This is a genomic window from Gilliamella sp. GillExp13 (assembly GCF_001690815.1).
In the GTDB taxonomy this organism is placed as follows: domain Bacteria; phylum Pseudomonadota; class Gammaproteobacteria; order Enterobacterales; family Orbaceae; genus Gilliamella; species Gilliamella bombi.
Window position 1 is genome coordinate 1 of the sequence record NZ_LZHJ01000073.1, and the last position, 13,120, is coordinate 13,120.

Here is a 13,120-nt window from a genome sequence, read left to right on the forward strand (position 1 = left end):
TATATTGAACGATTTAATCGTACCTATCGTACTGAAGTACTTGATTTATATCTTTTTAACAACTTAGCACAAGCAAGGAGAATAACCGAAGAATGGCTAACGATTTATAACACCGAAAGACCGCATGAGGCATTAAATAACATGACACCGATTGAGTATAAAACACTAAAACAAGCAGCTTAATTTTCTACGTGAGTTGTGTACTAAGTTTGGGGCATTTACAAATGGAGCTCCCATGATTTTAGAAGGACATGTTCACTGCCGTGTAGGCAGTTTAGAAAAGAGTGGTGCGAAAGTGTCAAGTATCCAGTTAGTTCACTGCCGTGTAGGCGGTTTAGAAATATATAAAGATATGTCTGGGAGAGTTAGTGCTTCATGAAGTCTTTTTGTATTATAAACGGTTGAATGAATGGCCGTAATACGTTTATTCAAATTGATAATAATTTTCTTTATGATATTAACGCCATATCGCTTGTTGGTGATACGGCGTTAATTTTATTTTACGAAAATTTATTACAGTAGTTTAACTGACTATTTCCTATAACCAACGCAATTGATTCCTACACATCATATTAGTTGATTGATCATTATTTTGCCATTTTTGGGGTATCTATCTGCTTTACTAATGTAAAATCTATAGCTAATAATTTTTCTAATCGTGCAAGTATCCAATTATAACGATCTTTTAATGCATCTTCATGCCATTGTTGATCAAATGTTTTTTGATTAAAATCATCTAATACTTTTTGAGAAAGGCGAAAAGCAGTCGTGTTATTAGTATGATTACCCTGATATACGATCATTTTGACATTGAAAGGATTATTACTAGCATCAATATTTTTTTTACCGCTTAATAATGTCAAATTAGCAATACTATGTAACCATCTGTTTTTTACTTCTTCGGTGATATGATTCCATTCTGCAATAGTCTTATATTTTTTAGGTAATATATGTTCAAGGTGCAAGTCATTATTAAGTTTTAATAAAATAGGATTAGATTGATCGGTTAGATCATACTCAATTAAAATCAAAAGAGGTTTAATCCATGCCTCTTTATCAACCATATTAGAAGTTAGCTGAGATATCGCTAATTCATAAATCTTTTCGGAATTTAACTTATTTGAAAAGATTGCTTTTAAATAATTGATATGTTTTTTTTCTTTCAGTGCTTTAATGACATTAAAAGAAGTCTGCTTTACTTGGGATAATGTTTTTCCCGCAATCCAATATAAATAATAAAAGCGTCTTAGTTCAAAAACTAATTCATCAAAATCTTTATAATTTGTTGTAATGGCTGTCATTAATATCGCTTTCCAATAATTACTCCATCTCAAATATTGGAACGAATAAATATTTTTATCTTTTGAACAATATATTTTTTCGTAATAATTAATAACAAATTGTTTTAATGAGGCTATGACTTGATTAGGATCTTGATTTTCGAATAAGTTTTGTAGCTCTTCAGTGAATGATTTTTTTTGATTTGAGCCTAATAAATAATGTGCGTAAATAATAAACAAATCATTTAAACTTATATCGTCACATTGTTTAATGAGCTGCTCCATTTCACGCCAATCAGACATAAAACTATCTTCTTTTAATTTTGAAGTGGCTAAATCATCTTTATATTTTTTATAAAGCTTTTCTAATAAAAAACTTTTTATTAAGTCAGCAGAAGTTAAATCTAAACCTCTATTATTGAGCACCTGAAACAATTTAATAGCAAAATCACGACTGGTACAATCGATACGTATAATTTTAACTTGGTAAAACAAATAATTAATTAACTCTCCAAGTTTATTTTCAGGTAAAGAATTTAATTTCTCTTTAAAAATTAGTGCTGTATTAATAAATTTAAATTTGGGTTCTTGATCATTTTTAATTTGATATTTATATGGAGGAGGCAATATTTTTGTTGCTCCCTCGTTTAAAATATACGCTTCAAAATCAGATTGATGAGAGCTATGAGTGTGTAATCTTAAACGTGAAGCTCGGCTATTAAAGATTATTGCAGAACGGATAATATCAATATTTACAGAAAGGGGATTTAAATTATCATGTAGATTAAGATTCGGAAAATAATCACGTATAACGCAAAATAGTATCATTAACGTTGTTAATCTTTGTTGTCCATCGACAACATCAATATAAGGGGAATTAGGTTCATCATAAGAATTTGCTGTAATAACAGAGCCAAGAAAGTAATTTGGTACGTCATTTTCATATGATTCTAAAATATCGTCCCATAACTGTTCAACTTGTTCACTTTCCCATTTATAAGGTCTTTGATACTTTGGTATTTTATAAAGATTTTTTGTATCACCAAATAATTCACTAATCGATAAACTACGGGGTTTAAAAGATTCTTCCATATTTATACCTACTTATATTTCTATTTAATTTAATTTGAAAACATTTGATTATTAGTTATTATTCTAGCAATTTACTTGTTTCATATAAATTAATTATCATGATTAATAATATAAATAAAATTTAAAAGGCTTGATATGATGATTAAATTTTAAAAAATAAAAGCAATTATTTTATTGTGGAATTTATCTTACTGATAATAAAAATTTCTAGATAAAACATGAAAAACTAAAGCATTTTTCGAGGCTTTAGTTTTTATAAATATAGAAAAGTAAATTGTTATTACTTTATCCCAAATTCAGACCGATAAGCTTCAACTTGCGTTACTTGATCTTTTCGAGCTGGATCTTTATAGAGGTACTGGATTAAATCATCAAGCGTAATAATTGAAATTACATTGCAATGATAAGTTTGTTTAATTTCTTGAATTGCTGACAGTTCACCACGACCTTTTTCTTGGCGATCTAGACAAATCAGTACGCCAGCAAGTTTAGATTGGTTATCTGCTAATATTTTCATCGATTCACGAATAGCAGTTCCGGCAGTAATAACATCATCGACCAACATAACGCGTTGTTGATAGATCGAACTACCTACTAAATTACCGCCTTCACCATGATCTTTTGCTTCTTTACGGTTAAAACAGTAAGGAATGTCAACATTATGATGTTCAGATAGTGCAACAACGGTTGATGAAACAATAGGGATACCTTTATAAGCTGGACCAAAAATGACATCGTATTCTAAATTAGCATCCATTAGTGCGGCTGCATAAAAACGACCTAATAAAGCCAGATCTTTACCTGTATTAAATAATCCTGCATTAAAGAAATAGGGACTTTTGCGTCCCGATTTCAAGGTGAATTCACCAAACTTTAATGCTTGCCTATTTAATGCAAATTCAATAAATTCACTTTTATATGATTTCATCGATCCTCTCCAATTAATCTTTTAAGGCCTGTTTTTGTGCATCAATAATAGTTTTGATGCCATTTTTTGCTAGCTCTAACAGTTTTAATAATTCGTCATGACTAAAAGGTTCGCCTTCAGCAGTGCCTTGCACTTCAATCATACGACCATCGTCAGTCATAACAACATTCATATCGGTTTCAGCGTTTGAATCTTCTATGTATTCTAAGTCACATACTGCTTGGCCATCGACAATACCGACAGAAACAGCTGCAACTAATGATTTAATTGGATTTTGCTTAATTTTACCATCTGTAACCATTTTATTGATTGCATCATTTAGTGCCACACAAGCACCAGTAATTGACGCAGTTCGAGTGCCCCCATCCGCTTGAATAACATCGCAATCTAACGTGATGGTATATTCACCTAATAATTTAAGGTCGACCATTGCACGTAGAGAACGAGCAATAAGGCGTTGAATCTCCATAGTGCGACCGGTTTGCTTACCTTTAGCCGCTTCGCGTTGAGTTCGTGAATGGGTTGCACGAGGCAACATACCATATTCAGCGGTTACCCAACCTTGGTTTTGACCTTTTAAAAAACGCGGCACACCTTCATCAATAGTGGCATTACAAAGTACTTTAGTTTCACCAAACTCAACTAATACAGAACCTTCTGCATGCTTAGTATAATGACGGGTTATTTTGATAGGGCGGATTTGTTCCGCAGATCGACCAGACGGGCGCATGCAATTCTCCAGATGTTACAATTAAAAAATATCGTTTTGAACTAATTATTTAAGGGGACATCAACAAGATAAGGTTGATGTTTAGCCTAAGCTAAGAGCATATTATACAGAATATGTGGTACAATGCCCAGCAAGTTTTTTACAAATTTAGGAAGCAATTATGATTTCCAGTATGACCGCCTATGCCAGAAAGGAGTTAAATCAATCTTGGGGAACCGCCTCATGGGAACTCCGATCAGTTAATCAACGTTATTTAGAAACCTATATCCGTCTACCAGAACAGTTTCGTTCACTTGAACCGATGATACGTGAACGACTCCGTAATCGTCTAACTCGTGGTAAAGTCGAATGTAATTTACGCTTTGAATTAGATCCTGCAGCGCAAAATCAAGAACTTTCGTTAAATAAAGATCTTGCTAAGCAAATTTTAAATGCCGCTAATTGGGTTCAAACAGAGCATCAATCAGGACAAGTTAACCCGATTGATGTACTTCGTTGGCCAGGCGTATTGTCGGCAAAAGAACAAAATCTTGACAGCATATCACAAGAAATCCTAGCGTTACTTGATACAGCTATCGACGAGTTTAAAGCTGTTCGAGAACGCGAAGGTAAAGCGCTTAGTGATTTAATTGCTAAACGTTTAGAAGCCATTACCGTAGAAGTGGATAAGATTCGTAATTGGATGCCGCAAATACTTGAATGGCACAAAGAACGTTTAAAAAGTAAATTGGCTGAAGCTAATATTGAACTGGATCATTCTCGCCTAGAGCAAGAAATAGTGATGGTTGCCCAGCGAATTGATGTTGCAGAAGAGCTTGATCGTCTAATGACACATGTTAAAGAAACTTATTCGATCTTAAAGAAAAACGAAGCGATAGGTCGTAGATTAGATTTTATGATGCAAGAGTTTAATCGAGAAACTAACACTATTGCCTCTAAATCAATTAATGCTGATGTGACCGCCAGTGCGATTGAATTAAAAGTCCTTATAGAACAAATTCGTGAGCAAGTACAAAATATTGAGTAATTTTATTATGTTAACACTTGCTTATTAGTACATTCTTCCAATATAAATGTAATTTTCTTTGCATTTATATTGGAATTATCATTATCTTTTTATTTAATTGATCAGTTTAAAAGCTGTGTTAATTACAATAATTTCTTGCTTTGAGTGATTTAAAATACCAATAAAGCACAAGGCAAGCTGTACCAGTTGATAACAGATCGGCTGTTGGGGCTGCAGCCCAAACACCATCAAAACCCCAAAATAATGGTAAAATATAAAGTGCTGGTAACAAAATCAAAATTTGCCTTGAAAGGCTTAGAAAAATCGAAATTTTTGCCATACCAATACATTGGAAAAAGCTAGTGGTAACCATTTGAAAGCCAACAAAAATAAACGAGAGTGTAGTAAATCGTAATGCAATAGCCGAAAGTTGCACTAAATCTTCCTCGGAACTAAAAGCTCGCACCAACATATCTGGAATAAAAAATCCTAACACAAAACCGAGCGAAGTCACCACTGTAGCCACTTTAACAGCATAAAAGAAAGTCTTTTTAACGCGATCATAATTTTTAGCACCATAATTATAACCAATAATAGGTTGCATACCTTGGTTGATACCAATGACAATCATAATCACTAAAGTAATAAGCCGGTTAGCATTAGAAAAAGCAGCAATTGAATCATCGCCCGACACATTAGCAAGTGGAGCATAACGATTAAGTTGCCAGTTAATAAACACTACAACGATTGATGCCGCCATTTGCATTGAAAAAGGCGATAAACCGATTGATATAACCGATTTTGCAATTGAAAAATCAAGCTTAAAATTACGGCGATACAGTTTGATATTACTGTTTTTATTTAAAAAATGTTGCATAACAAATGCAAAGCTAATCATCATTGAAAACGTCGTTGCTAGTGCTGCCCCACGCATTCCCCAACCTAAACCAATAATGAAAACTGGTGCCAAAATAATGTTGGCAATCACACTGACAAACATAGTTACCATGGCTTTAAAAGGGTAACCACTTGCACGCATCATATTGTTGTAGTTAAAAGTGAGGGTCAAAAAGATACTACCGGGTAGAAAAATCTCTAAAAACTCTCTAGCATAAACATGGTTAACAGGGCTAGAACCGACAAAACGTAACACGGGATCAATAAAAATAAGCAGCATTGACAGCGTAAAACCACTCAGTACTGCAGTTAGCATAAACGACGTACCAGCGACTTTTTCGGCCTTGTCGTTTTCTCCACGACCTAAAAAAATTGAAATCCGACTGGCCGAACCGATTCCAACTAACATACCAATTGCTGCTGCTAAATTCATCACAGGTAAAATAAGACCAGCAGCACTTAACGCCTCGCGCCCGATCCAATGGCCAATAAAAATGCCATCAATAATATTATAAAGTGTATTAACAATCGTTCCAATCACTGCTGGTAGCGCATATTGCCAAAATAGTGCACTGATTTTTTTATTTTTAAAATCATTATAAACATCAATAGAGTGAGCCATTGCTTTTAATTTTCCGTTGATAAATATTGTAAAGAAGTTTCAGGTAACTATACGTTTCAGTATAAAAAAGTATAATCATTATTTACATTGATAATGATACTCCCAAATTGCTTGTTAGGTATATTAGCAAAATAATAAATTCAGTTTTCGATTTTTACTTATTTCTTAATTTTAATGATTATAACCGATAGCAATTATCTAAACCTTGCTATCACAACTGCGCTTACGTGTAGTTAAATCTTGTCAAAAAGTTTCAGGTAACTATACGTTTCAGTATAGATTTTATGCAATTTAACGGTGCTAGTTTAACAGACTGGCAAATTGTTAATAGCACTTTTTCAGCGCTTTGATAAAATAATGTCCTTAATGATTATAGCGATCCAATAGGAACCTCACCAATGAGCGTACAAATAGAAAAGATCATACTGCATAAATTAATTAGAAAAAGCGACACTGAAATTGAATTACAACTTCGTGACTCAATGCTCAACAACGAGCAAGCGGTTGTTAATCTAATTGAAGATATCAATCGCATCTATAATAACAAAAGCAAAGCCTATGGATTATTTAATAGCGAAAGCTTATTTGAACAATCACTAAAAGAACTACGGCTAGGCAATCAAGATTTCTTACATTTCAGCCAAGAATCAACCAAACAACTACGCAACGAACTTGCCAAATATCCTTTTGCAGAAGGAGGAACGGTGGTGTTTTGCCAATATCGTTATTTGGCGGTTGAATACTTAATTATTGCGGTGTTAAATAGTTGTTTAAGTATGTTAGTTAATGAAGACCTAGATATTAGCGAAACGCAATATCTAGACATTGACCATGCCGATATTATTGCCCGTATAGACATGACCGAATGGGAAACCCAAGCCGACTCAAAACGATATTTAACCTTTTTAAAAGGACGAGTAGGGCGAAAAGTATCTGACTTTTTTATGGACTACCTAGGTGCTAATGAAGGATTAGATGCGAAAGTACAAAACAAAACACTGGTTAAAGCGGTAGATGATTACTGCCAAGAAATGCAATTTGACAAACAAGACAAAACCAACGCACGTGAAAGCGTCTACAATTACTGCCAAGCACAATTACAAGCTGGTGAAGAAATTGAACTAAAAAATCTGGCCAACGAACTTCCAACAAGTGACGATAACAACTTTATTGAATTTGTCAAAAATAGTGAATACGATTTAGAAGATACTTTCCCCGTTGATCGTAGTGCTTTGCGCCAACTTAAAAAATTCTCGGGCAGCGGTGGCGGATTAACCTTAAGCTTCGATTCAAATTTGTTAGGTGAACGTATAAAATGGGATCCACAGACTGACTCACTGGTTATTAAAGGTGTGCCACCTAATTTGCGTGATCAGCTACAACGCAATAGCGGCTCAAACTAATTATCCGCTAATCATAAACTAACAACATCATTAGGACAAAAAATGAAATACATTGGTGCACATGTAAGTGCAGCAGGTGGGGTAGACAATGCCCCAATTAACGCCTATCAAATTGGCGCAACCGCATTTGCGTTATTTACCAAAAATCAACGACAATGGCACGCCAAACCGCTTGAAACAGCCACCATCGACAGCTTCAAAAAACGTTGCGAAAGGTATGGCTTTACTAGCAAACAGATCTTACCGCACGATAGTTACTTAATTAATTTAGGCCATCCAGATCGAGAACAGCTCGAAAAATCTCGCACTGCCTTTTTAGACGAAATGCAACGGTGCGAACAGCTAGGACTGACATTACTTAATTTTCACCCAGGTAGTGACTTAAAACAGATTTCGGTTGATGAATGTTTATCGCGCATTGCCGAATCGATAAACATTACGCTCGACAAAACACAAAATGTGGTTGCTGTTATTGAAAATACGGCTGGACAAGGCTCTAACTTAGGCTATAAATTTGAACATCTTGCGCAAATCATTGACCAAGTTGAAGACAAAAGCCGAGTTGGCGTTTGTATTGACACTTGCCACGCTTTCGCTGCTGGCTATGACTTGCGTACTGAAAAAGCCTGCCAAGAAACCTTTGCCGAATTTGAAAAAATTGTAGGTTTTCAATACTTGCGAGGCATGCATTTAAACGACGCCAAAAGCGAATTTGCCAGCCATGTCGATCGTCATCATAGCCTAGGCAAAGGTAATATTGGTGAAACTGCATTTAAATATATCATGCAAGATCCAAGAATTGATGAAATTCCCCTTATTTTAGAAACCATTGATCCCGATATTTGGGCACACGAAATAAGTTGGTTAAAGGAGCAATGTCAATAGTTATTAAAGCGTTACACCTTTTGTTATCGGTGATGTGGATACAATTAAAAATAACACAATTGATGACCGTAAAGGCTGGTTAACTGATAGCTTTACTCTACGTTGTATTTTGACCAAATTCGGTTATTAACGAAACAATATCGAAGATGGGGCATGCATTTATGGTTATTATAAATACTTTTTCGATAATCAATTTTATATTAATATTGAGTTTAGCTGCAGCTATGTGCCCGAAAAAACATTCCTGTGGTGCTTTACCATGTTAGTTTCAGCCAAAAGCAGGATTGGCACTACCATACTATAGAAATTAGTAAAATTCATCGAGTGTTACTAGCAGAAAATTATGCTGATTATATGGCGGTTGCCAAGGCATGTAGCGGATTTGATCCTGAATGGGAGAGAAAGGAATATGAAATAAATGAATTATCATCACAACAATTAATTACCACTATATTTGAACCAGTAAAAGAACTGGATAAAACCATGCCAACGCGCATTACTCAATATATCCTACAGGGTGATGAACTAAATGTATTAGTTGATTTAAATCAATTGTGTCAGTCTTCAAACACGGCTACTAAACTTTATGAGTTACTTCGAAGACCTTGTGACCTTCGTCATACAGATATTTGTGACAAACCCAATTCATCCGAAAAGGCAAGAATGGCCTTTTATCAGCGTTGGACTGATGATTATACTTTTGAACAGATAATCCGTTTTGCACGAGTTTTAACGGCGTTATGTGGTAATTTACGTTTTATTAAACTAATTACACCAGAGTTACCCTCTTGGTTTTTATATCTGTTATATGATGGATTGATTACTACGTTACCGATTTGTTGTGACAATGAAGATCGGATTGATGAGCGAAAAAATTGGTCAATTAAACAATTACATGAGTTGTTAGAGATTGAGGAATCAGGATTAGGTAAAAAGTTATTATTTGCTATTTTTGACCGCCAAAATATTACATATCGCAGCTGTTTTTCAATATTTCTTTATGATTAATGGTCTATTACCTTATGTTATTGAGCATATCGAATTATTCAAACAATTACCGAATCAAGATATTGCGATATTAGGGCAAGTCGAACAATTAAAATATATTCGAAAGCATCCTGAACTACAAATGCCACTGATTGATTTTATTGCTGTGCAGTCATTAAATAGCTCCAAACAAGTCAATCAGCTAGCAACTGAAATGTTACTTAGTTCCCCTGTCGAAATAGTAAAGCCCCATTTACAACGTTTGTTAACTTCTGGCACAGTTAAGCAGCGTAGTCATGCTGCCGTGTTACAGGCTAGAATATCTTCTGATCCGACAATCTTACAACAAGCCTTGGCTAACGAAACCAACAAAACGGTCATAGCTGCGATCGAAAGTGCTTTATCACGACTTGAAAGTGCAAATACAGCCGAACAACAAGCGACTTTAATCATTCCTGATTTTGAGCCAATCAATGATATTGATTTACCCATTATTGCTCGTGATATTTTGCAGCAAAATTATGAAGAGCACTTAATCGAAAGTGAAAAAGCGGCACAAAAAGAAGTTGAAGATAACAAAAAATATAACTATCCATATAATTGGGCAAGAAAATACTATAAAACGTTAAAAACGATTACCTCACAGGATTTAGATGATGTCTATCACTATTTAAATGGTAAGATTGAATATTCGGCGTTACTCAAAAAAATCAATAAAAATATAGATATTACATTTTTATTAGCCAAAAAAAGGTTACAGAATCTACCTGAATTTACGCTTTTTCATCTATTACGAGCGACTCAATTAACTAATAAAGAAAAAGGCGTTTATTATTTCGAAAGATTATATGAAAAAATGAATTTATAAAAAAATTAGATCTTAGACAAATCGCTGATGTATTAGTAAAAATCAATTATTCTCAACATGTGCCCTATGTCGTTGCTGTGCCATTTTTAACCAAAGATACCTATCACGATGTCTATGAAAATGAACCACACAAATTATGGCCATTTTTTGCTGAAAACGAATTTTTGCTTGATGAGGCCTTAGGTTTTGCTCCCAAACAAGAAGCCTGGTCTTATCTTAATGTTGATAAAGAAAGTACCATTAAAATATTACAAACTTTCCCAAATATTCCAACTAAATATGTTGCTTATCTATTTGAATTAGCTTTGGGCGAAAGTAAACAAGTACGCTATGCCGCACAAAACGCTTTAAGTGTGATTACTAATATTCATTGCCAAGTTGAACAAGCTTTAACATCAGCAAAGCAAGAGGTGCGAATTGCCGCCGCTAATTGGTTAGCAGAGTTAGGACAAAAATCTTCAATTAAAGCATTAAATAATGCCTTAAAAAAAGAAAAACGCGAAACTGTACAAGCTGCTTTATTAGTCGCTTTAGAAAAATTAGGCGAAGATATTAGTCAACATCTAACCGTTAAAAAATTATTAACCGATGCACAAAAAGGCTTAAAAGGTAAAAAACCTGCTGATTTTGACTGGTTTGATAAAAATCTAATTCCACCATTAACATGGAAAGACGGTGATACAGTTGATCCTCAAATTATTGAATGGTGGGCGTGGTTAGCGGTCAAATTAAAAGATCCAGCTAATCCATTGTTAATTATTTATAGTCGCTTATTAAGTCAGCAAAGCCAACAGCAATTAGGCGAATTTATTTTACAAAGCTTTATTAAGCAAGATACGCGAATGCCAACGGTGGAAGATGCCGAAGCAAAAGTCAATTCATTAGCCGATAAGCGATTGCAGCGATATATTGGCTACTACCAGCAATACCCCCAATACCCCCAATACTACCCTAGTTATGCCAATATTACTTTTGAACAAGTATTTGAAGAGATAAAAAAGAGGCTTTGGCAGTCTATCTTGGTTCAGCCATTAAAGCGAAAGGATTATTAGCATTAACCAGTGGTATTAAAGGTCACATTGCAGTTTCGTTATTACGTAGTTTTATGAAAGATCATCAACAACGACGAGCGCAAATTGAAGCGATGCTTGAACCGCTTGCTCAAAGTGATGATCCGTTGATCACGCAACTCTTGCTATCGCTTGCTCGCGGTTATCGTGCTGCATCTGTACAAGAAAAAGCCCGCTTATTGGTAGAAAGTATTGCAGAACGCAATGGCTGGACTACTGATGAACTAGCTGATCGCACCATATCTACGGCAGGACTAGATGATAATGGAGTGTTAACCCTTGATTATGGTGAACGCACATTTACGGCTACTTTTGATGATAAGTTTAAATGGCATTTAAAAAATGCAGATGGTGACGAAATTAAATCCTTACCAGAAGCCCGAAAAAGCGAAGATCAAGCCTTAGTGAAAGAGGCGAAAAAACAGTTTTCCAATAGTAAAAAAGAACTAACTCAATTGCTCAATATGCAAATTACCCGCTTTTATGAAGCTATGTGTACACAGCGTCAATGGCGGGTAGAGGATTGGCAAAAATACCTACAGCCACATCCTATCGTAGGACAGCTTATTCAACGTTTAATCTAGTTTGAATTAGATGAAAATGGACAGATAGTAAATAGTTTTAGACCAACTGAGGATGGTAGCTTAATTACAACTGAAGATGAAGAAATAGAACTCAATGAAGGTAATCGCATTACCCTTGCCCATTCTGCTGTGTTGCCAAGTGATATCACAGTAAAATGGCAAGATCACCTTAAAGATTACAAAGTCTCCGAGCTATTTGATCAATTGACTCATTCATTACCAGATATAAGTAAAGTTAAAGATGACATTATTGATGAACGTCTAGGTTGGGTAACTGATAGTTTCACGATACGTGGTATTTTAACCAAATTGGATTATAAGCGTGATAATGTTGAAGATGCGGGTTGTTTTTATGGTTATTATAAGTATTTTGCTAGTCTTAACCTGTATATTAATATTGAGTTGGCAGCATGGTACCAGAAGAAAATATTCCAGTTGCGCTTTTTGACCTCTATTTTAGTAAAAAGCCGGGCTTAAAAGATAGAGCAATAGCACTCAATAAATTGCCGCCAGTGTTACTCGCTGAAGGTTATGCTAACTATATGGCGGTTGCAAATGCGTGTAGTGGCTTTGATCCTGATTGGGAGGCCTGGATTCAAACATGAAGTGCAATTTTAAACACGGTGGAGTGAAGAAAGTAGAAAGGTGATTTATACTAGCACCTTCGCACCACCACAGTTTGGAGATTGCTATGTATTATAATCACCTTTCTAGGAAGGAAAGATACCAAATTTTCGTATTATTACAAGCCGGAAAGAATAAAAAAGA

At 34.8% G+C, this 13,120-nt stretch carries 11 protein-coding genes and 1 pseudogene; 8 read left to right on the plus strand and 4 right to left on the minus strand.

Going from position 1 to position 13,120, the window contains the following annotated elements; all coding sequences use genetic code 11:
- The coding region (locus tag A9G37_RS05200; RefSeq protein ID WP_141671072.1) for an integrase core domain-containing protein at positions 1–183 on the plus strand (183 nt) is incomplete at its 5' end.
- A gap of 404 nt (positions 184–587) precedes the next feature.
- On the opposite strand, the gene A9G37_RS05205 is transcribed toward A9G37_RS05200, so the two are convergent.
- From A9G37_RS05205 to rph, 3 genes are all read right to left on the minus strand, one after another.
- Positions 588–2,372: a DUF262 domain-containing protein gene (locus A9G37_RS05205; protein ID WP_065574839.1), complete on the minus strand. Its 1,785-nt coding sequence runs from the start codon at positions 2,370–2,372 to the stop codon at positions 588–590.
- A 280-nt stretch (positions 2,373–2,652) separates the two neighbouring features.
- A complete protein-coding gene (gene pyrE / locus A9G37_RS05210) occupies positions 2,653–3,300 on the minus strand; it encodes an orotate phosphoribosyltransferase (protein ID WP_065574840.1) in 648 nt (215 codons plus the stop codon).
- Between the two features lie 13 nt (positions 3,301–3,313).
- Positions 3,314–4,030, minus strand: a complete 717-nt coding sequence (rph, locus tag A9G37_RS05215; protein ID WP_034911627.1) for a ribonuclease PH — start codon at positions 4,028–4,030, stop codon at positions 3,314–3,316.
- A 160-nt stretch (positions 4,031–4,190) separates the two neighbouring features.
- On the opposite strand from rph, the gene A9G37_RS05220 reads away from it, so the two are divergent.
- A complete protein-coding gene (locus tag A9G37_RS05220) occupies positions 4,191–5,057 on the plus strand; it encodes a YicC/YloC family endoribonuclease (protein WP_034911624.1) in 867 nt (288 codons plus the stop codon).
- Between the two features lie 118 nt (positions 5,058–5,175).
- Here A9G37_RS05220 and A9G37_RS05225 read toward each other — a convergent pair whose 3' ends face one another.
- Positions 5,176–6,555, minus strand: a complete 1,380-nt coding sequence (locus tag A9G37_RS05225) for an MATE family efflux transporter (RefSeq protein WP_034911619.1) — start codon at positions 6,553–6,555, stop codon at positions 5,176–5,178.
- A gap of 398 nt (positions 6,556–6,953) precedes the next feature.
- Between A9G37_RS05225 and yejK the strand changes: the two genes are divergently transcribed.
- The 6 genes and pseudogenes from yejK to A9G37_RS13175 all read left to right on the plus strand — a co-directional run bounded on the left by yejK (position 6,954) and on the right by A9G37_RS13175 (position 12,829).
- Positions 6,954–7,958, plus strand: a complete 1,005-nt coding sequence (gene yejK, locus A9G37_RS05230; RefSeq protein ID WP_034911615.1) for a nucleoid-associated protein YejK — start codon at positions 6,954–6,956, stop codon at positions 7,956–7,958.
- Between the two features lie 42 nt (positions 7,959–8,000).
- Positions 8,001–8,843: a deoxyribonuclease IV gene (gene nfo / locus A9G37_RS05235; protein WP_065574841.1), complete on the plus strand. Its 843-nt coding sequence runs from the start codon at positions 8,001–8,003 to the stop codon at positions 8,841–8,843.
- Between the two features lie 246 nt (positions 8,844–9,089).
- Complete coding sequence (locus tag A9G37_RS12135) at positions 9,090–9,851, plus strand: hypothetical protein (RefSeq protein WP_141671073.1); 762 nt, start codon at positions 9,090–9,092, stop codon at positions 9,849–9,851.
- On the plus strand, positions 9,844–10,698 hold the full coding sequence (locus A9G37_RS12140; protein ID WP_081297662.1) for a hypothetical protein: 855 nt from the start codon (positions 9,844–9,846) through the stop codon (positions 10,696–10,698). The genes A9G37_RS12135 and A9G37_RS12140 overlap by 8 nt, the downstream gene beginning before the upstream one ends.
- Positions 10,699–10,775: 77 nt before the next feature.
- Entirely contained in the window at positions 10,776–11,750 is a 975-nt protein-coding gene (locus tag A9G37_RS12145) for a HEAT repeat domain-containing protein (protein ID WP_141671074.1), read from the plus strand.
- Between the two features lie 92 nt (positions 11,751–11,842).
- A pseudogene (locus A9G37_RS13175) lies at positions 11,843–12,829 on the plus strand (DUF4132 domain-containing protein).
- Positions 12,830–13,120 lie beyond the last annotated feature (291 nt).

Excerpts from the sequence above, each read along its gene's own strand:
- A9G37_RS05205 (WP_065574839.1), bottom strand. The coding sequence starts at position 2,372 with ATGGAAGAATCTTTTAAACCCCGTAGTTTATCGATTAGTGAATTATTT.
- pyrE (WP_065574840.1), bottom strand. The coding sequence starts at position 3,300 with ATGAAATCATATAAAAGTGAATTTATTGAATTTGCATTAAATAGGCAA.
- rph (WP_034911627.1), bottom strand. The coding sequence starts at position 4,030 with ATGCGCCCGTCTGGTCGATCTGCGGAACAAATCCGCCCTATCAAAATA.
- A9G37_RS05220 (WP_034911624.1), top strand. The coding sequence starts at position 4,191 with ATGATTTCCAGTATGACCGCCTATGCCAGAAAGGAGTTAAATCAATCT.
- A9G37_RS05225 (WP_034911619.1), bottom strand. The coding sequence starts at position 6,555 with ATGGCTCACTCTATTGATGTTTATAATGATTTTAAAAATAAAAAAATC.
- yejK (WP_034911615.1), top strand. The coding sequence starts at position 6,954 with ATGAGCGTACAAATAGAAAAGATCATACTGCATAAATTAATTAGAAAA.
- nfo (WP_065574841.1), top strand. The coding sequence starts at position 8,001 with ATGAAATACATTGGTGCACATGTAAGTGCAGCAGGTGGGGTAGACAAT.
- A9G37_RS12140 (WP_081297662.1), top strand. The coding sequence starts at position 9,844 with ATGATTAATGGTCTATTACCTTATGTTATTGAGCATATCGAATTATTC.